General features: G+C 63.0%; 11 protein-coding genes. All 11 read right to left on the bottom strand.

The features are described 5' to 3' along the window. Positions 1 to 106 precede the first annotated feature (106 nt). A complete protein-coding gene (gene infB / locus CHB90_RS15190) occupies positions 107 to 2,602 on the bottom strand; it encodes a translation initiation factor IF-2 (RefSeq protein ID WP_089278715.1) in 2,496 nt (831 codons plus the stop codon). Between the two features lie 9 nt (positions 2,603 to 2,611). Next, the gene (locus CHB90_RS15185; protein WP_089278714.1) at positions 2,612 to 3,244 is read right to left on the bottom strand and encodes an RNA-binding protein; all 633 of its coding nucleotides are present in this window, start codon (positions 3,242 to 3,244) and stop codon (positions 2,612 to 2,614) included. A 7-nt stretch (positions 3,245 to 3,251) separates the two neighbouring features. After that, on the bottom strand, positions 3,252 to 4,880 hold the full coding sequence (nusA, locus tag CHB90_RS15180) for a transcription termination factor NusA (RefSeq protein WP_089278713.1): 1,629 nt from the start codon (positions 4,878 to 4,880) through the stop codon (positions 3,252 to 3,254). Positions 4,881 to 4,885: 5 nt separating this feature from the next. Further along, on the bottom strand, positions 4,886 to 5,464 hold the full coding sequence (gene rimP / locus CHB90_RS15175; RefSeq protein WP_089278712.1) for a ribosome maturation factor RimP: 579 nt from the start codon (positions 5,462 to 5,464) through the stop codon (positions 4,886 to 4,888). 196 nt (positions 5,465 to 5,660) lie between these two features. After that, positions 5,661 to 7,298 (bottom strand): alpha-D-glucose phosphate-specific phosphoglucomutase, encoded by a 1,638-nt coding sequence (locus CHB90_RS15170; RefSeq protein ID WP_089278711.1) that lies wholly within the window; start codon positions 7,296 to 7,298, stop codon positions 5,661 to 5,663. Beyond that, complete coding sequence (gene malQ, locus CHB90_RS15165) at positions 7,295 to 9,283, bottom strand: 4-alpha-glucanotransferase (RefSeq protein WP_089278710.1); 1,989 nt, start codon at positions 9,281 to 9,283, stop codon at positions 7,295 to 7,297. The genes CHB90_RS15170 and malQ overlap by 4 nt, the downstream gene beginning before the upstream one ends. Continuing rightward, positions 9,280 to 11,385: a glycogen debranching protein GlgX gene (gene glgX / locus CHB90_RS15160; RefSeq protein ID WP_089278709.1), complete on the bottom strand. Its 2,106-nt coding sequence runs from the start codon at positions 11,383 to 11,385 to the stop codon at positions 9,280 to 9,282. Before glgX ends, malQ begins: the two co-directional genes overlap by 4 nt. Beyond that, positions 11,382 to 12,818 carry a glycogen synthase GlgA gene (glgA, locus tag CHB90_RS15155; RefSeq protein WP_089278708.1) on the bottom strand — a complete coding sequence of 479 codons (1,437 nt, stop codon included), beginning with the start codon at positions 12,816 to 12,818 and terminating at the stop codon, positions 11,382 to 11,384. Before glgA ends, glgX begins: the two co-directional genes overlap by 4 nt. A gap of 1 nt (position 12,819) precedes the next feature. Continuing rightward, complete coding sequence (gene glgC, locus CHB90_RS15150) at positions 12,820 to 14,079, bottom strand: glucose-1-phosphate adenylyltransferase (RefSeq protein WP_089278737.1); 1,260 nt, start codon at positions 14,077 to 14,079, stop codon at positions 12,820 to 12,822. Positions 14,080 to 14,108: 29 nt separating this feature from the next. Then, complete coding sequence (glgB, locus tag CHB90_RS15145) at positions 14,109 to 16,319, bottom strand: 1,4-alpha-glucan branching protein GlgB (RefSeq protein ID WP_089278707.1); 2,211 nt, start codon at positions 16,317 to 16,319, stop codon at positions 14,109 to 14,111. Next, positions 16,316 to 18,694 (bottom strand): glycogen/starch/alpha-glucan phosphorylase, encoded by a 2,379-nt coding sequence (locus CHB90_RS15140; protein WP_089278706.1) that lies wholly within the window; start codon positions 18,692 to 18,694, stop codon positions 16,316 to 16,318. The genes glgB and CHB90_RS15140 overlap by 4 nt, the downstream gene beginning before the upstream one ends. Positions 18,695 to 18,701: the final 7 nt, after the last annotated feature.

Raw genomic sequence — 18,701 nt, 5'->3', positions numbered from 1 at the left:
GGATGGGAAAACGGGTGGGGATGTGTGAACACCTTTTCGGAACAACCCAAACCAAAACGGCCGGTGCAATGCACCGGCCGTTTTCAATTGCAATCGCCTGACTGGATCAGGAGAGCGAGCGCTCAATCTCTTGCCGCTCAAAGATCTCGATGACGTCGTCGGGACGAATATCATCGTAGTTCTCAAAGGCCATGCCGCATTCCTGACCGGACTGGACCTCGGACACTTCGTCCTTGAACCGCTTGAGGGTCTTCAGCGTACCTTCGTGGACCACCACATCGTCGCGCAGCAGGCGCACACCGGCAGAGCGGCGCGCGATGCCTTCGGTGACAAGACAACCGGCAACCTTGCCGACGTTCGACACCTTGAAGACTTCCTTGATCTTGGCGTAGCCGATAAAGTTTTCGCGGATTTCGTTCGACAGCAGGCCCGAGGCCGCCGCTTTCACATCGTCCACAAGGTCGTAGATCACCGAATAGTAACGGATCTCCACGCCTTTCTGGTTGGCACTGTTGCGGGCCGGAGCGTTGGCCCGCACGTTGAAGCCGATGACCGGGCAACCTGACGCTTCGGCCAGACCAACGTCGGTTTCCGTTATGGCACCCACACCGTAGTGGATCACCCGCACGCGGACCTCGTCGTTGCCGATCTTTTCCATCGCCTGAACGATGGCCTCGGCAGAACCCTGCACGTCGGCCTTGACGACAATCGGCAGCTCGGAGACGTTTTCGTCTTCCTTGGCCTTTTGCATCAACTGGTCCAGCGTGGTTGCTGCACCAGCCGCTGCGCGCTTTTCCTTGGCCAGGTTGGCACGGTATTCGGCGATTTCACGCGCCTGCGCCTCGGTGGAGACGACGTTCAGCACGTCGCCCGCCTCGGGTGTGCCGTTCAGGCCCAGAACCTCGACCGGAACCGAGGGACCGGCCTCTTTGACGCGCTCGCCCTTGTCGTTGATCAGCGCGCGGACCTTGCCGAACTGCTCACCGACAACAAAGATGTCGCCCTGCTTCAGCGTGCCGTTCTGCACCAGAACCGTCGCCACGGGACCGCGACCCACGTCCAGCTGCGCCTCGATCACGGCACCTTCGGCGGCGCGGTCGGGGTTGGCTTTCAGCTCGAGGATCTCGGCCTGCAATGCAATTGCCTCCAGCAGGGCATCAAGGCCCTGACCGGTGACAGCGGACACTTCGACATCCTGCACGTCGCCCGACAGTTCTTCGACGATGACTTCGTGCTGCAATAGATCGGTACGGACCTTGGTGGGGTTCGCGCTGGGTTTGTCGACCTTGTTGATCGCCACGATCATCGGCACTTTGGCCGCCTTGGCGTGGTTGATCGCCTCGATGGTCTGCGGCATCACGGCGTCATCCGCCGCAACCACCAGCACAACGATGTCCGTCACCTGAGCACCACGAGAGCGCATCGAGGTAAAGGCCGCGTGACCCGGCGTATCGAGGAAGGACAGCACCGCGCCATTGTCGGTTGTCACCTGATAGGCGCCGATATGCTGCGTGATTCCGCCAGCCTCGCCCGCCGTCACCTTGGCGTTGCGGATGGCGTCCAGCAGCGATGTCTTGCCGTGGTCGACGTGGCCCATGATCGTGATCACGGGCGGGCGACCGATGAGGTCTTCGGGCTTGTCCTCGACCTCTTTGATGACATCCTCGACGTCCGCATCAGAGACGCGGGTGACCCGGTGGCCGAATTCCTCGATCACCAGTTCCGCGGTGTCCGCGTCAATCGACTGGTTCTGCGTCGCCATGATCCCGGCGTTCATCAGCGATTTCACAACGTCGCCGACACGCTCGGCCATCCGGTTGGCCAGTTCGGCCACCGTGATCGCCTCAGGCAGGCGGACTTCGCGGACAACCTTTTCACGCTGCTGAACCCCGCCCATGGCCTTTTGCCGGGCGCGCTCCTGCTTGCGCTTCATTGCTGCCATGGATTTCTGCCGACCGCCTTCGCCGCCAGTCAACGCCTGGTTCAGGGTCAGCTTGCCAGAGCGGCGGCCACCGTCGTCCCGACCACGGCCGCGATTGCGGTTCTGGTCGTCGCGTTCGGGGGCGCGTCGCGGCGCATCGCTGCCCTTTGTGGGCTTGGCACGGGCCGAATCGTCGGCCTTGGGCGCGGGTGCGGCAGCAGCCACAGCCGCCGCCTTGGCGGCGTCCTCGGCCTCGCGCTTTTCGCGTTCCTCATTTTCGGCCTTGGCCTTGGCGGCTTCCTCGGCTTCGCGCTTTTCGCGCTCTTTGAGTTCCTTCTCGGCGCGCATCCGCTCACGCTCTTCGGCGCGGGCTTTTTCGTCCGCCTCACGTTTGGCGGCTTCTTCGGATTCGCGTGCCTTGGCGGCTTGCAGCGCCTTCAGGCGACGCTCCATCTCGGCAACAGAAATGCCCGCCGGGCGTTTGCCGCCCGACCCGCCAACCTGACCGCCTTTGCCGCCACCCGCACCGCTACCGGCACCGGGTTTGGGCACGACGACCCGCTTGCGCTTGGTCTCCACCACGACGTTCTTTGTGCGTCCGTGGCTGAAGCTCTGCTTCACGCTGCCCGAACGGGCCCCGCCACGCACACCCAATGTCTTTTTACCGTCGTTATCGCTCATGAAGTTTCTTCATCCTTTCCGGTGGCCCCTGCCACCGCGATCCGCGTCTGACACGACGCGTACACCCTTCAAGCGTTGGGCTTCCTCTACAATACGCGGCACAAGACCACCAGAGCCAAGCGCGGCGTGTATCACAGTTTGTCGGCCAAAGGCCATGCCCAGTTCATCTGCCGTCAGCCACCCGATGTAATTGCCACCGTATGGCGTCGACAGTTTCGACTTTCCACGGCCAGAGCCGTCTTCCGCCTGGATCAGAACCCGGGCTTCTTCGGACTGTAGCCAAGACTTAACCTTCTCATACCCCGAGACGGCCTCGCCCGATTTTCGTGCCAGAGAGATCAGGTCCACAACCCGCTTCACCAGCATTTGTTCGATCAGATCAGCCAACCCATCCGGTGCTTTCACGGGCTGTTTCATGGCCCGACTGAACAGCCCCTTGGCAGCGGCCTTTTCTATCGCCGCGCGGTTGGCCGCTACATATAGGCCCCGTCCCGGCAATTTACCAGCCAGATCCGGCACCATGCGGTCGTCCGGTCCCAGCACAAAGCGGATCAGCCCGTCCTTGGGCTGAACTTCGCCAGTGGCGATGCACTTGCGCTCCGGTCCGTCGGAATGGTCTTTGGCCTGTCCGCCCCGCGTCATGCTGGTGTCACGCCTCCTGCTCGTCTTTGTCGGTCAGGTCGTCGCTGGTGTCTTCGTCCGCGTCGTCCGGCTCTGTCTCGGTGGGATCGACCCACCCCAGCAGGACGCGCGCTGTCATCACCATGGTTTGCGCTTCTTCCAGATCGACCTCGAATTTTTCCAGCAACCCGTCGTCCTTGACGCGCTTGCCACCCTCGGTGGTCCAGCCGCCGGCCAGTTCCCAGTCCGCACAGGTGGCGAAATCCTCAAGCGTCTTGATGCCGTCCTCGGCCAGTGCCTCCAGCATCTGCGGAGTCAGTCCCTCGAAGTTCACAAGGCTGTCGTCCACACCCAGTTCACGGGCGCGTTCCAGCGCCTTGCGCGCCAGTTCTTCAAGGTTTTCGCGGGCACGGGTCTGCAGCTCTTCGGCGGTGCCTTCGTCGACGCCGTCGATCACCAGAAGTTCTTCAAGCTCGACATAGGCGACCTCTTCGAGGTTGGTAAAGCCTTCGGAAACCAGCAGTTGGGCAAAGAATTCGTCGACGTCCAGCGCGTCCATGAACAGCTTGGTGCGCAGTTCGAACTCGGCCTGACGGCGCTTGGACTCTTCCTCTTCGGTCATGATGTCGATGTCCAGCCCGGTCAGCTGCGACGCCAGGCGCACGTTCTGACCGCGGCGGCCAATGGCCAGCGAAAGCTGCTCATCGGGGACGACAACCTCGATCCGCTCGGCGTCTTCGTCCAGAACAACCTTGGACACTTCGGCCGGTTGCAGCGCGTTCACAAGGAAGGTCGGCATGTCCTCGTTCCACGGGATGATGTCGATCTTTTCGCCCTGCAGTTCGTTCACCACGGCCTGCACACGGCTGCCGCGCATACCGACGCAGGCGCCGACGGGGTCGATGCCGCTGTCGTAGGACACAACGCCGATCTTGGCGCGCGAACCCGGGTCACGGGCGACGGCCTTGATCTCGATGATGCCGTCATAGATTTCCGGCACTTCCATCTTGAACAGTTCGGCCATGAACTGCGGATCGGTGCGCGACAGGAAGATCTGCGGCCCGCGGGCCTCGCGGCGCACGTCCTTGATGTAGCAGCGGATACGGTCGCCGGGACGATAGCTTTCGCGGCCGATCTTTTCGTTGCGGCGCAGAATCGCCTCGCCACGGCCCACGTCGACGATGACGTTGCCGTATTCCTCGCGTTTGACGACGCCGTTGATGATGGTCCCGGCGCGGTCCTGAAATTCCTCGAACTGACGATCACGCTCTGCTTCGCGGACTTTTTGCAGAATCACCTGCTTGGCCGACTGCGCCGCGATTCGGCCCAGTTCCACAGGCGGCACCTCTTCGGAATAGACATCGCCAATCTGCGGGTCGGCCAGATACTGCTTGGCCTGCTCGACGGTTAGTTCGGCCTGATAGTTCTCAAGCTCTTCTTCCTCGACGACGGTGCGCACGCGGGTAAAGGTCGCCTTGCCGGTGCGGCGGTCGATGTTGACACGGATGTCCATTTCGGCGCCGTAACGCGACTTGGCCGCGCGGGCGAGGCTCTCTTCCATCGCTTCGACAACCAGACCGGGGTCGATCATCTTCTCGCGCGCCACCGCCTCGGCGGTTTGCAGCAGTTCCAGCTGGTTTGCAGAGGTGATTGCCATTGGTCTTAGTCCTCCTCGCGAGACGCATCGGCCTCGGTCTCGATTTCATCGAATTTCTTTTCGTCCAGCGCGGCTGCGGATTTGCGCGCCTTCAGCATCTCACGAATCAGCTCATCGGTCAGCACCAGCTTGGCGTCTGTCAGCCAGTCAAATTCCAGCCCAACGGTGCCCTCGTCCAGATTGACCAGAACCTCATTGCCCTCGACCCCGGCCAGAATGCCGCGAAAGCGTTTGCGCCCATCGATCATCTCGGACGTTTCCAGCTTGGCCTCATAGCCCTCGTAGGTGTCGAAATCCTTCAGCCGAGTCAGCGGACGGTCGATTCCGGGGCTGGACACCTCCAGCGTGTAGGTATCAAGGATCGGATCCTCGACATCCATCACCGCGCTGACGGCAGTCGAGATCTCGGCGCATTCATCCACTTCGATTCCGCCCTCTGGGCGTTCGGCCATGATCTGCAACGTTGGCACCTGTCCGCCCATCAGGCGGATGCGCACCAGGTCAAAGCCCATGTCCTCGATCACCGGCTGGACGATCTCGGCCAGTCGGCGGTCCATGCCGGTCTTGGCGATCAGCTCGTTCATTGGTCTCTTGCCTTTCGGGCACAAAAAAACGGGCCAGCGGCCCGTTGTCGAAAGCACGATGGGCGCTGAGGCTGGACCCCAGCGCGCCGCTGTTGATCGGCGTATATGCGAGCGGGTTGGGGGACGCAAGCAGATTCGCGATGCTCCATCATGAACACGCCTCCATACATGGTTTGTGCGTGCCGCCTTCAGCGTTTCAGGTCATGACGTCCGGCGCATCCCGCCCGGTGCGTTCCGGCAGCCCGGTCAGCAGGTTCACAGCTGTGGCCAGATCACTGAGAGCTGCCTGAGTCTCTACGTTCAGGTCGCCATCGGCGGGTTCATGGCGTTCCAGATAGACGCGAACCGTTGCACCCTCGGTTCCGGTGCCGGACAGGCGCATCACCGCGCGGCTGTCATCGGCAAACAGCAGGCGGAGACCCTGGTTGTTGCTGACCGACCCGTCCACCGGATCGGTGTAGGAAAACTGATCAGCGGCAGCGATGGTTTTGGACGGATTGCTCACCTGGGTACCGGGCAGATCGGCCAGACGCGCGTTCATGTCCGCCATCATCGCCTCGGCTGCTGCCGCATCGACGGCCTCGTAGTCATGCCGGGAATAGTAGTCGCGCCCATAGGTCTGCCAGTGGTCCTGCAAGATTTCTTTTACCGAAACCTTGCGCTCTGCCAAAATGTTGAGCCACAGGATCACCGCCCACAGACCGTCCTTTTCGCGTACATGGTCGCTGCCTGTTCCGGCGCTTTCCTCACCGCAGAGCGTGGCCTTGCCCGCGTCCAGCAAGTTTCCAAAGAACTTCCACCCGGTCGGTGTCTCAAAACTGGCGATGCCCAGCTTTTCCGCCACCCGGTCCGCTGCGCGGCTGGTCGGCATCGACCGTGCCACGCCCGCCAGCCCGCGTTTGTAGCCGGGGGCCAGATGCGCGTTCGCCGCCAGCACGGCAAGACTGTCCGAGGGGGTCACATAGACGCCCTTGCCCAGAATCATGTTGCGGTCGCCATCGCCATCAGAGGCGGCGGCAAAATCCGGGCCATCGTCGGACATCACCAGATCAACCAGCGGCTTGGCCCAGATCGGGTTCGGATCCGGGTGTCCTTTGCCGAAATCCACCGACGGCGTACCGTTCATCACCGTACCTTCTGGCGCGCCCAGCATCCCCTCAAGGATCGTCTTGGCGTAGGGGCCGGTGACCGCATGCATTGCATCGAATCGCAGGGTGAAACCGCCTGCGATCAGATCGGAGATTGCCTTGAAATCAAAAAGTTCCTGCATCAGCGCGGCATAGTCCGTCACCGGGTCCACGATCTCGACCGTCATGCCGCCCAGCGCCGCGTCGCCCAATGCAGACAGGTCCAGATCCGCGGTGTCCAGCGTGGTGTACTCTGACACTGTCTTGGTCTGCTCGAACATGGCCGCCGTCACGCTCTCGGGCGCGGGTCCACCGTTCGAGATGTTGTATTTCAGACCGAAATCCGCGTCGATGCCGCCCGGGTTGTGGCTGGCCGACAGGATCAGCCCGCCATCGGCCTTGCGCTGGCGGATCAGGTTCGACGCGGCAGGTGTAGACAACAGCCCGTTCTGACCGACGATGCAGCGCGCAGCGCCTTGCGCCGCGGCCATACGCAGGATGGTCTGGATCGCCTCGGCGTTGAAAAACCGACCATCGCCGCCGACCACAAAGGTCTTTCCTGCAACCCCGTCGATGGCATTGAAGATCGCCTGCACAAAGGCCTCAAGATAGCCGTCCTGCATGAAAACACGGGTCTTTTTGCGCAGACCGGAGGTGCCGGGCTTTTGCCCGTCAAAGGGCGTCAGGGCGCGCGTGATGGGCGTCATTGGGTCGGTCCTTTCTGATCGGTCCCGCTGCGATCTGCGGGCATGAAAGCGCGAATGCGGTCACGGGGCAAAGCCTCTGACAGCCGTTCGACGGTGACGGGATTGCGACGGCGCCAGTTGGGGTGCTGGTCCACGGTGCCGGGCAGGTTCTGCGCCTCCAATCCACCCAGCAGGTCGTCCAGTTGCAGTGCCACCAGCGCGGACGGCGCGGTGCAGAGCTTTGCCTGCACCGCCTCGGCGATTCTCTTTGGTGTGGCGAGCGGCGGCAGCGCGCACATGGTGCGCAGACCCTGGCGTTGCCGCGCGCGCAGGTCGTGCCGTGCGCTGGTTTCCCCACCAGACAGCCAGCCCATACGCTGCCACCATGCGATGTCCTGCCCGTACCAAAAACCCTTGATCGTCGGCGTGTCATGGGTGCCGAAACAGGCCAGCGCAAAGGGCCGCAGGTCGCGGGGCTGGCACAGCTGTCCGTCGCCGGGCGTTTCATATTGCCAGACCGCATAGCTGAGCAGACCCGCGCCGTTCAGTTTTTCCCGGAACCCGTCGGGGACAAGGCCCAGATCCTCACCGACCACGACACAGCACGCCTGCGCCGCCTCGATGGCGATGACGGCCAGCAGGCTGTCAAACGGCTGGGAGACATAGCCGCCGGGGCTGCCGTCATCGGGTATCCAGAAGCTGCGCAACAGGCCCAATGCGTGGTCGACTCGCAGGATGCCCGCCTTGGCCATCAGCTTGCGCAGCATGGCGCGCAGCGGTTTGTACTGGGCTGCGCGCAGCCGTGCGGGCGCATGGGCGGCCAGGTTCCAGGACTGGCCTTCGGGGTTCAGGTGATCCGGTGGTGCGCCGACGCTGACTCCTTGGGCGATGGTGTCGCGGTGCATCCAGACCTCGGCCCCGCCGGGGCGTGCGCCCACTGCCAGATCCAGGTAGAGGCCGAAATCCATGCCCGCATCCAACGCGGCCGCCTGCGCGGTGTCGATCTGCCTTTCAGCACGCCATTGCAGCCACTGGTGGAAACCAACGTCCGCCGAGGCCGCCCGCGCTGCTTCGGCGCCGGGTTTGCGCAGGGCCTCGGGCCACTTGCGAAAATCCTCACCGTGGATCGCGCTCAGCGCCTCGAACTGCGCAAAGGTGTCCAGCACCGGACCGCCTTGTGCGCGAAACACCTGAAACGCCTTGCGCTCGGGCGCGGGGGCGGCGTCAAACCGGGCATATTCGGCGCGCAGCGCGGCGCGCTGACGGCGGCGAAAGGTGGGGTAATCGACCAGATCGCCCTTCGGCGTCGGACCCAGCCCAGCGCGTGGCGCAATGTGATCCGTGCTGAAAAACCCCCGGTGCGTGGGCGAATAAGGGCTGATCATCTCGTCCGCCGCCCAACCCAGCGCGTGGATCGGGTTCAGGCCAAAGAACTGCGCGCCGCTTTTGGCAAGGGCGCGCAGGGCGGCGGGCAGATCGGCATAGCTGCCAAGGCCGCCGTTATGCCCCGACCGCAGCCCGTACAACGTGCCGCAAACCCCCCAGCCTTTGGCCCGCCCGGTCACGTCCGCCACGGTTGGCGCATGCGGCGGGGCCGACAGCACCAGCGATTCGGTCCGGCGGTCCGGGGTGGCGGCGTGCAGGGTGAAATATCCGACCGGCAGCGGCTCCAGGTCAATGCTTTGGCCGGCGCGCCCGGCCATCACCTCGGCACCCGTCTCGTCCAGCACCAGCCAGTCGCAGGGGGCCGACACCGGCAAAGAGACGCGCGTTCCGGCGGTGGCGATGAGTTCATCGGGCACATGGGCCTCATTCCCTTGCGTACGGGTTTCGGCCAGTGCCTCTGTCACAGCACCCGCAGTTGAGGCATCGACGCCCATGCCGCCCAGAAGGGCCCGCAGCGTGTCGGGAGACGCGCCATGCTCTGCCCCCTGAAGATCGTGGAATCCAAGGTGGACTCCGTAGGCCCGCGCCAATTGGCGCAGGGCGTCATCGGGGGCGATCATGTCTGGCTCTCCGGAAGGCGGACAAAGCCCGCGACACTGAACGCGGCGACCGTCACGGTCGCCTCGGTGATCTCTATCGGCGTCTGCGTCGCGGTTGAGGTGTCGATCTCGCGCCGCCAGGTGCCCGCCTCCGGCGTCGGCAGTTCAAGCGTCTGTGGCGTGCCTTCGCGGTTAAATGCCAGCAAGACCTCTTCGGCATCGGCGCAGCCTGCCGGGCTTTCGGCGCACCCGCGCAGCAACAGGCACAGGCTGGACAGGCCCGGATCGCGCCAGTTCAGCGCGCTGCCGTCAAAGGCGCGCCACTCGACATCGGGCTGGCTGTCCATGCGCTCTACCCCGTGCAGGAACCGGGACTGGCGCAGCGCGCCATGGGCCTGACGAAAACGAGACAAGGCCGCCGTGAACGCGATTTGGTCCGCGTCCATCGTGTCCCAGTCCAGCCAGCTGATCTCATTGTCCTGGCAATAGGCATTGTTGTTGCCGCCCTGACTGTTGCCGCCTTCGTCGCCGGCCAGGATCATCGGCGTGCCCTGCGACAGCAATACGGTGGCCAGCATGTTGCGGCGGCGCTGTTGACGGGCGGCAAGGATTTCGGCGTCATCCGTTTCACCCTCCGCGCCCATATTGTCGGAATGGTTGGCGTGGTGGCCGTCCCGGTTGTTCTCGCCGTTGGCGTGGTTGTGGCGCAGCGCATAAGAGGTGACGTCAGCCAACGTGAAGCCGTCATGTGCAGCGGCAAAGTTGACAGAGGACCAGGCACGCCGCCCCCGGGTGTCAAACAGGTCGGCGGTGCCCAGCAGCGCAGACCCAAGATCCTGCGCGGCATGACCATCCCCGCGCCAGAACCGCCGCAGCGTGTCGCGAAAACGGTCGTTCCATTCGGCAAATTCAGGCGGGAACTGGCCAAGGCGATAGCCGCCGGGGCCCAGATCCCAAGGTTCTGCGATCAGTTTGACCTGGCTCAGCACCGGGTCCTGCCGCAGCGCATCCATGAACCCGCCATGCCGATCAAAGCCGTGTTTTTCACGCCCCATGGTGGTGGCCAGGTCAAAGCGGAAACCGTCCACGCCCATGCATTCCACCCAGAACCGCAGGCTGTCCAGGACCATCCGCAGGACAAAAGGATGCTGAATGTTCAGTGTGTTGCCGGTGCCGGTGTCGTTGACGTAAAACCTCGGCTGCCCCTCGACCAGCCGGTAGTAGGACGCATTGTCGAGGCCGCGAAAGCCGAATGTCGGCCCCAGATGATCGCCCTCTGCCGAATGGTTGTAGACTACGTCAAGGATCACCTCGATCCCGGCGTCATGGAAACGCTCGACCATTTTGCGGAATCCGGCGACGCCCTCTGGCCCAAAGTAGCGCGGTTCTGGCGCAAAGAAGGCGGCGGTGTTGTACCCCCAGTGGTTTACCAGCCCGCGCGCGGTCAGCGCGTTCTCAGACCGGATCGCCTGCACCGGCAACAGCTCCACCGAGGTGATGCCAAGGCGCGTGAGATGATCCAGCATCGGCTGCGAGGCCAGGCCTTCGTAGGTGCCGCGCACATCCTTGGGCACGTCGGGGTGGCAGATCGTGCTGCCCTTGACGTGGGCCTCATAGATCAGGGTGCCGTCCCAGCCGCGCCGCAGCCCCTTGGCGTCGGGCGGGAAATCGGCAGGGTCCCAGACAACGGCCTTGGGGACATGCGGGGCGCTGTCAGTGGTGCTGAACGACAGGTCCCCGTCACTTGTGCCGACCGCATAGCCAAAGGTTTCGGGATTGGTGGTGAACTTGCCGTGCAGGATCCGCGCATAGGGATCAAGCAACAGCTTGTTAGGGTTGAAACGATGGCCTCGCTCGGGCGCAAATGGGCCATGAACCCGGTAGCCATACAGGGCGCCGGGCCGCAGGCCGGGGACATAGCCGTGCCAGACCTCACCGCTGCGTTCGGGCAGGGGCAGGCGTTGCAGCTCGGTCTTGCCGTCGGGCGAAAACAGGCACAGGTCGACCTGATGCGCATGGTCTGAAAACAGCGCGAAATTCGTGCCTTCGCCGTCAAAGACCGCGCCCAGGGGAGTGGGTCTGCCGGAGGAGATCCCGTGAGGGCCGCGGGCCGTCGAAGTCATGCGATCAGCGTCTCGTACATCTGGACATATTGGCGGGCCGAGTTTTCCCAGCCCACGGGTTGCCGCATCGCTGCGGTTTGCATCTTTTGCCAAAGCGCGCGGTCCCTGTAGGCGTCAAAAACGCGGTCAAGGACGGCTTCGATCCCGGCCACCGACACGTCGTCAAAGACGAACCCGGTGGCCACCTCGGCGGCGAGCGCCGCGTGATTGGCGTCGATCACCGTATCGGCCAATCCGCCGGTCCGCGCAACCACCGGCAGCGTGCCATAACGCAATCCGTACAACTGCGTGAGGCCGCAGGGTTCAAAGCGCGATGGGATCAGGATGGCGTCCGAGCCGGCCTGTATCAGATGCGAAAACGCCTCATCATAGCCGATGTGAACGCCGACCCGGCCCGGAAACTGTTTGGCGGCCTGCTGAAAGGCCTGTTCCAGTATCGGATCGCCCGACCCCAGCAAGGCCAGCTGCCCGCCGCCCTCAACCAGTGCCGACAGGGCACCGGCTAGCGCATCCAGTCCCTTTTGCAGGGTCAGCCGACTGACGACGCAGAACATCGGGCCATCGTGATCTGGGTCAAGATCCAGCCGTTTTGCCACCTCGGCCCGGTTCTTTGCCTTGGCGCCCAGCGTTTTCGCGCCATACCCGGCGGCCAGTGCCGGGTCCGTCATCGGGTTCCAGGCGTCCAGATCAATGCCGTTCAGGATACCGGACAGGTCACTGGCGCGCTTGTTGAGCACGCCGTCCAGACCCATGCCGAATTTCGGCGTCAGGATCTCACGCGCGTAGGTCGGGCTGACGGTTGTGATGCGGTCGGCGTAGACCAGTGCGGCCTTCAGGAAACTCACGTCGCCGTAGTATTCCAGACCGTCGGGATGAAACCAATCGCTGCTCAACTGCAGATCGCCCATGACATGCGGACCGAACCGGCCCTGAAAGGCGATGTTGTGGATCGTGACAATAGAGACGGGCGGCGTGCGACCGTCCTGCCGCAGGTAGACCGGGGTCAGTCCGGCCTGCCAGTCATGCGCATGAACAACGTCCGGCACCCAGCCGGACAACCCGTCAAAGCTGATCCGCGCGGCAGCCTGGGCCAGCGCGGCGAACCGGATATGATTGTCTGGCCAGTCCTTGCCATCGGGGCCGGTGTAAGGCGCGCCGGGACGGTCGAACAGTTGCGGCGCGTCCAGTAGCAAAAGGGTTACACCCTCTGCCGTGACCTCGACCAACCGGCCAGAGCCACCGGGCAAATCACCAAAGCTGGCCACCTCCTTGCCCTGTGCCAGCAACGGGAACAGAGCCGGGTAGGCGGGCAGGACGGTCTTGACCTCGACCCCCAACGCCGCCAGCGCACCCGGCAAAGCGCCCGCCACATCCGCAAGCCCGCCCGTCTTGACGAAGGGCGCGCATTCCGAGGTGACCATCAGCACCTTCATGTCACAACTCCAGCTTGTGGATCATCTCGTTGGTGATCAGGCAGATGCCGTTTTCGGTGCGGCGGAACCGCTTGGCGTCCAGTTCGGCATCTTCGCCGACAATCAGCCCCTCGGGGATCTTGACCCCGCGGTCGATGATGGCGTTCTTGATGTTGGCGTGGCGGCCGACCTCTGCGTAGGGCAGGGCAACGACGCCCTCCAGTTGCGCATAGGAATGCGTCTTGACCCCAGTGAACATCAGGCAACGTTCCAGTGTGGAGCCTGAGATGATGCAGCCGCCCGACACCATCGACGACACGGCCTGCCCGCGGCGGCCCTCTTCGTTGTGGATGAACTTGGCCGGGGCGGTCAGCTCGGAGTAGGTCCAGATCGGCCAGTTGGTGGCGTAGATGTCCAGTTCCGGTTCAAAATCGGTCAGGTCGATATTCGCCTGCCAATAGGCGTCCAGCGTGCCGACATCGCGCCAGTAGGGTTTCTTTTCCAGCCCGGACATGACGCAGGACCGACCAAAGGGATGCGCCACCGCGTCGCCAGTGGCCACCAGACCGGGGATGATGTCCTTGCCGAAATCATGGGTCGAGTCGGGGTTCTTGGCGTCGGCCTCCAGCAGGTCACACAAGAATTCGGTCTCGAAGACATAGATGCCCATCGACGCCAGAGAGCGGGTCGGATCGCCGGGCATTGTGGGCGGCTCTGCCGGTTTTTCGACGAACTCCAGGATCTTGTCGGTGTCGTCCACTGCCATCACGCCAAAGCCCTTGGCCTCTTCGCGCGGCACCTCGATACAGCCCACGGTCACCTTGGCGCCCGAGGTCACATGCTGTTCGATCATGAACGAATAGTCCTGCTTGTAGATATGGTCCCCTGCCAGGATCAGGATGTATTTCGGACCGTATCCCCGAATGATCGAAATGTTCTGGGTGACCGCGTCAGCAGTCCCCTTGTACCAGTTTTCCTCGTCCAGCTGCTGTGACGCAGGCAGGATATCCAGCCCCTCGTTGCGTTCGGCCCGGAAAAAGGACCAGCCGCGTTGCAGGTGGCGGATCAGGCTGTGCGCCTTGTACTGGGTCGCAACACCGATCCGGCGGATGCCGGAGTTGACCGCATTGGACAGCGCAAAGTCGATGATCCGGGTCTTGCCCCCGAAATAGACCGCAGGCTTTGCCCGGATGTCGGTCATTTCCTTCAGGCGCGACCCGCGCCCACCCGCAAGGACATAGGCCATCGTTTGCTGGGCCAGCGTGAACCTGTCGTTGTGCATGTGATCCTCCCCCGTGATCAGGTGTCCGGTCAATTCTCGCCGGTCAGTTTAAAGAACACCGTCGCCAGCGGCGGTACGGTTATCTTGATCGAATGGTCGCAGCCGTGTGAGGCCACCGGCTCGGCGGTGACGCCGCCGCCGTTGACCTGACCGCTGCCGCCATAGACCGGCGCGTCGGTGTTCAGGCGTTCCTGCCAGTGACCGTCGGCAGGCACGCCGATACGATACTCAGTCCGGGTGACAGGTGTGAAATTCGACACCACCAGAACCGGCGCTTCGCCCTCCTCGCCCAGGCGGACCCAGGCAAAGATCGAGTCTGCCGCATTGCCGCCGTCGATCCAGCGAAAGCCCTGGGCCTTGCTGTCCAACTGATACAGCGCAGGGGTCTCACGATACAGGCGGTTCAGGTCCCGCACGAGGCTTTGCATACCCTTGTGGCGGTCGTCGTCCAGCAGGTGCCAATCCAGGCTCTGGTTGTGGTTCCACTCTTCGGGCTGTGCAAACTCGCAGCCCATGAACAACAGCTTCTTGCCCGGATGACCAAACATGAAGCCAAAGTAGGCGCGCAGGTTGGCAAAGCGTTGCCAATCGTCGCCCTGCATCCGGCCCAACAACGATCCCTTGCCATGCACAACCTCGTCATGGCTGATCGGCAGCACAAAGTTCTCGGAAAAGGCGTAGTGCAGGCCAAAGGTCATCTTGTCGTGGTGGTATTTGCGGTTGATCGGGTCCTCGCTCATGTAGCGAAGCGTGTCGTTCATCCAGCCCATGTTCCACTTGAACCCAAAGCCAAGCCCGTCATGGGACGTGGGCGCGCTGACCCCGGGAAAGGCGGTGCTTTCCTCGGCCAGGGTCATCACGTCGGGGTGCATGCCATAGACCTGATCGTTCATGCGCCGCAGGAAGGAAATGGCCTCAAGGTTCTCGCGGCCGCCGTGTTCGTTGGGAACCCATTCGCCGTCCTTGCGGGAATAATCGCGGTACAGCATCGAGGCCACCGCATCCACGCGCAGCCCGTCGATGTGAAATTCTTCCAGCCAGTAGCGGGCGTTGGCGATCAGGAAATTGGACACTTCAGAGCGGCCATAGTTGTAGACCAGCGTGTTCCAGTCCGGGTGGAAGCCCTCTTTCGGGTCGCTGTGTTCATACAAGGCGGTGCCGTCAAACTGCGCCAACCCGTGCGAGTCGGTCGGGAAATGGCCGGGCACCCAGTCGATGATCAGGCCCAGTCCGGCGTCATGGGTGGCCTCGACCAGCGCGCGGAAATCATCCGGCGTGCCGAACCGCGACGTCGGCGCGTACAGGCCCACCGGCTGATACCCCCACGACCCGCCAAAGGGATGCTCGGACACCGGCGTCAGTTCGATATGGGTGAACCCCATGTCAGCGGCGTAGCTGACCAGTTGATCGGCCATTTCGCGGTAGGTCAGTGACCGGTTGTCATCTTCCGGCACGCGCCGCCAGCTTTCGAGGTGGACTTCGTAGATCGAGATCGGCTGGTCGATGCGGTGTTTCTGCCAGCGAGTCGCCATCCACGCGTGGTCCTGCCATCCGAATTGGGTCAGGTCGCGCACGACAGAGGCGGTGAGCGGCGGCACCTCGGAGCCAAAGCCGACCGGGTCGGCCTTGAGCGGCAAAAGTTGGCTGTTGGAATCCAGAAGCTCGAATTTGTAGACGGCGCCTTCGCCCACGCCGGGGACAAAGATTTCCCAGATGCCGGTGTCGCCGCGGCGGCGCATGGCATGGCGTCGCCCGTCCCAGTCGTTGAAGCTGCCGACAACAGACACGCGTGACGCATTGGGCGCCCAGACGGCAAAGTGCACACCGGGCGCACCGCCCAAGGCGGTGAGATGCGCCCCAAGCGCGCGCCACAACTGGCCGTGCGTGCCTTCGCCCAACAGGTATTCATCCATCTCGCCCAGGATCGGCCCATATGCGTAGGCGTCTTCTTCTTCCCAGGTCGCGTCGGCGTTGGACATCCGCAAGCGATAGTCATAGCGCCCGACGACGCCCGGCAGGATGCCCTCATACAGATCCGGAGCGCCGTCTACCGGAGCAAGTGTCCCCAAGACCAGGTCACTGCCACTGGCCAGCACCTCGACCAGATCCACGTTCGGGCGAAAGACACGCACCGATTGCGTGCCATCCGGCAGTGTGTGCTGTCCAAGTACCGAAAAAGGGTCGCCGTGGCGGCCTTCTACGATCTGGCGTGCGGTGGTTAGGTCCAGGGGGGCTGTCATGCGCTCTGCTCCAATTCGCCGTCGATGGCGCTACCGACATTCCAGATGTCGCGCGCGTAACCGCGAATCGTTCGGTCCGATGAGAACCAGCCGACACCGGCAGTGTTGTTCAACGCCATTGCAGCCCATGACGACGAATGAGTAAAGGCTTCGTCGGCGCGGCGCTGCGTATCGAAATAGGTGTCGAAATCGCAGGACACGAGGAAATGGTCGTGATCCCACAGGTTGGCGACCAGATCGTGGTAGCGGCTGGGTTCCTCTGGTGAGAAACGACCCTCGGCGATCTGGGCCAGAACCTTTTGCATGCGCGGGCTTTGTTCGATGGCGGCGCGGGCATAGCCGTGGTGGCTGCGCCGCTCTGTCACCTCGGCGGCGGTCAGGCCGAACAGGAAGAAGTTTTCCGGCCCCACATGGTCGCGGATTTCGACGTTGGCACCGTCCAGCGTGCCGATGGTCAGCGCGCCGTTCAGGGCAAACTTCATGTTGCCGGTGCCCGACGCCTCTTTGCCTGCGGTCGAGATCTGTTCGCTCAGGTCCGCCGCCGGGATCAGCATTTCGGCCATCGTCACGTTGTAGTTGGGCGGGTAGACGATCTTGAGCAGATCCTTTGTCACCGGGTCGTTGTTGAGAACACCGCCGACGTCGTTGATCAGGCGGATGATTTGCTTGGCGACGTGATAGCCCGGTGCTGCCTTGCCGCCAAAGATCTTGACCCGTGGCGTCCAGTTGCCGTTCGGGTTGGCGTGGATTTCATTCCAGAACGCGATGGTTTCCAGAATGTTCATCAACTGGCGTTTGTATTCGTGGATGCGCTTGATCTGCACGTCGAACATGGCGTCCGGGTCGATGGCGATGCCGCAATGCTCCTGAACCCAGTTCGACAGGCGTTCCTTGTTGACGCGCTTGGCGGCCATGAATTCCTGCAAAAAGCCCTGATCACCGCTGCGGTCCCGAAGGCGGCTGAGCTGGTCCAGATCTGCGGGCCAGGCATCGCCGATTTCACGGGTGATGAGGTTCGACAGGGCCGGATTGCATTCATACAGCCAGCGGCGCGGCGTGATGCCATTGGTCTGGTTCACGATGCGCGTCGGGTGGATGCGGTGCAGATCGGCAAACACGGTCGATTTGACAAGATCGGTATGCAGCGCCGATACGCCGTTGACCTTGTGCGCCATGATAAACGCAAGCTCACCCATGTTGACGTTACCGTGGTCAAGGATGCGCGGGCTGTCGGGGTGTTGCGCCTGCTGGCCGTCCTCGATGGCGCGGATGATTTCCAGATGGCGGGGCAGCACACGGCCCAACAGCCATTCCGGCCAGCGTTCCAGCGCCTCTGGCAGCAGGGTGTGGTTGGTGTAGCCCAGGCAACGGCGGGCCAGTTCGATCGCCTCCGCCATGTTCAGGCCGTGAATGTCCACAAGAATGCGGATCAGTTCCGGTCCCGCAATGGCGGGGTGCGTGTCGTTCAGCTGAATCGCGGCGGCATCGGGCAGGGCGCGGATGTCGTCATGGTCGATAAAGAACCGGCGCAGAAGGTCGTGAATCGAGGCGGCGGTAAAGAAATACTCTTGCTTGAGGCGCAGTTCCTTGCCGCTTTCGGTGGTGTCGTCAGGGTACAGCACACGACAAATGGTCCGCGCCAGCGCCTCTGACCGGCTCGCGGCCAGGTAGTCGCCCCGGTTAAAGCTGGCGAGGTCGAATTCTTTTTGCGGCCGCGCAGACCACAGTCGCAAGGTGTTGCCCCAGCACCCCTGCCAGCCGACAACCGGCGTGTCAAACGCCGTCGCCAGTACGGTTTCATGCGGGTGCCATTTGGCCTTGCCTTCGTGGTGCTGCACATGACCGCCAAAGCCGATCTTGTAGCTGACCTCGGGGCGCTCAAATTCCCAGGCGTGGCGCTGGGCCAGCCAGGTTTCCGGCTTTTCGATCTGCTGGCCTTCGACAAAGTCCTGTTCGAACAACCCGTGTTCATAGCGGATGCCATAGCCCATCGCCGGGATGCCTAGCGTGGCCAGGCTGTCCATGAAACAGGCGGCAAGGCGACCAAGGCCACCGTTGCCAAGGGCTGCGTCGGGTTCGTCATGGACAAGTGTGTCATAGTCCTGACCCAGTTCCGTCACGGCGGCGCGCGCTTCGTTTGTCAGGCCGATATTGGCGGCGACGTCCTCGATCAGGCGACCGATGAGGAACTCCATCGAAAGATAGTAGACCCGCTTTTTTCGGCCGACATAGCTGGCCTTGGTGCTTTGATACCAAGAGTCCACCATCCGGTCGCGCAAGCTGAGCGAAAGGGCCATGCGCCAGTCATACAGCGCGGCGTGTTCGGCATCTTTGCCGAGCGAATAGCGCAGATGCGCGAGAATTTCGTCTTTCATAGGGTCG

It is taken from the genome of Antarctobacter heliothermus (genome assembly GCF_900188425.1).
Lineage (GTDB): Bacteria > Pseudomonadota > Alphaproteobacteria > Rhodobacterales > Rhodobacteraceae > Antarctobacter > Antarctobacter heliothermus.
Note: the sequence above shows the minus strand (reverse complement) of the source record. Positions and strands in the feature narration are given on the sequence as shown.

Coding starts and splice junctions, on each gene's coding strand:
- infB (WP_089278715.1), bottom strand. CDS start 2,602: ATGAGCGATAACGACGGTAAAAAGACATTGGGTGTGCGTGGCGGGGCC.
- CHB90_RS15185 (WP_089278714.1), bottom strand. CDS start 3,244: ATGACGCGGGGCGGACAGGCCAAAGACCATTCCGACGGACCGGAGCGC.
- nusA (WP_089278713.1), bottom strand. CDS start 4,880: ATGGCAATCACCTCTGCAAACCAGCTGGAACTGCTGCAAACCGCCGAG.
- rimP (WP_089278712.1), bottom strand. CDS start 5,464: ATGAACGAGCTGATCGCCAAGACCGGCATGGACCGCCGACTGGCCGAG.
- CHB90_RS15170 (WP_089278711.1), bottom strand. CDS start 7,298: ATGACGCCCATCACGCGCGCCCTGACGCCCTTTGACGGGCAAAAGCCC.
- malQ (WP_089278710.1), bottom strand. CDS start 9,283: ATGATCGCCCCCGATGACGCCCTGCGCCAATTGGCGCGGGCCTACGGA.
- glgX (WP_089278709.1), bottom strand. CDS start 11,385: ATGACTTCGACGGCCCGCGGCCCTCACGGGATCTCCTCCGGCAGACCC.
- glgA (WP_089278708.1), bottom strand. CDS start 12,818: ATGAAGGTGCTGATGGTCACCTCGGAATGCGCGCCCTTCGTCAAGACG.
- glgC (WP_089278737.1), bottom strand. CDS start 14,079: ATGCACAACGACAGGTTCACGCTGGCCCAGCAAACGATGGCCTATGTC.
- glgB (WP_089278707.1), bottom strand. CDS start 16,319: ATGACAGCCCCCCTGGACCTAACCACCGCACGCCAGATCGTAGAAGGC.
- CHB90_RS15140 (WP_089278706.1), bottom strand. CDS start 18,694: ATGAAAGACGAAATTCTCGCGCATCTGCGCTATTCGCTCGGCAAAGAT.